Origin of the sequence: Sinorhizobium fredii USDA 205 (genome assembly GCF_001461695.1) — a bacterium.
Taxonomy (GTDB): Bacteria; Pseudomonadota; Alphaproteobacteria; order Rhizobiales; family Rhizobiaceae; genus Sinorhizobium; species Sinorhizobium fredii.
This window is the reverse complement of sequence record NZ_AUTC01000112.1, coordinates 1-795: the sequence shown is the minus strand read 5'-3', so window position 1 is coordinate 795 and position 795 is coordinate 1. Positions and strand designations below refer to the sequence as shown.

Genomic DNA, 795 nt, shown 5'->3' with positions numbered 1-795 from the left:
GACGACGAGCAGCAGGCCTTTGTCTTCGAGGAGATCGAGACCGGCATCGCTGCGATCAGGGCGCAGGTCAGCAAGGGCGGCGAGCGTCCGGATGGCAAACGTCCGCCGCGGCCGCGTAAGGGCTTCGCACTCCATCTTGAGCGGGTCGAAGTGGTCGTCGAGCCGGAAGATCGGCCGGAGCATGCGGGCAAGCGGAAGGTGCTGATCGGCGAAGACGTGTCGGAGCGGCTGGATGTGGTGCCGGCGAAGTTCCGCGTCATCGTCACCCGCCGCCCGAAGTATGCCTTCAAAAACGAGGACGGCGTCATCCAGGCGCCGGCGCCGGCACACATCATCGAGAGCGGCATTCCGACGGAAGCGCTTCTGGCCCAGATCGCCGTCTCCAAATATGCCGATGGCCTGCCGCTCTATCGACAGGAAGCGATCTACGCCCGCGACAAGGTCGAGCTCGACCGCAAACTGATGGCGCAATGGATGGGCAAGCTCGGGTTCGAGCTGGAGATCCTCGCCGACTACCTCTTCGATGAGATCAAGAAGGCCGAACGGATCTTCGCCGACGAAACCACCTTGCCGACGCTCGCTCCCGGCTCCGGATCGACGAAGACAGCCTATCTATGGGCCTATGCCAGGGATGACCGACCATTTGGCGGCAACGGTCCGCCCATGGTCGTCTACCGCTTTGAGGACAGTCGGGCCGGCGAGTGCGTCGCCCGGCATCTCAAGGGCTACCGCGGCATCCTGCAAGTCGACGGCTATGCCGCCTATAACAAGCTGATCCGCTCCGATGGCGGCAAT

1 protein-coding gene is annotated in these 795 nt (G+C 63.6%); it reads left to right on the top strand.

Features of this window, described 5'->3' with window-relative positions; genetic code table 11:
- Positions 1-795: IS66 family transposase (gene tnpC, locus N181_RS11665; RefSeq protein WP_155621611.1), on the top strand; the 795-nt coding region annotated here is incomplete at both ends.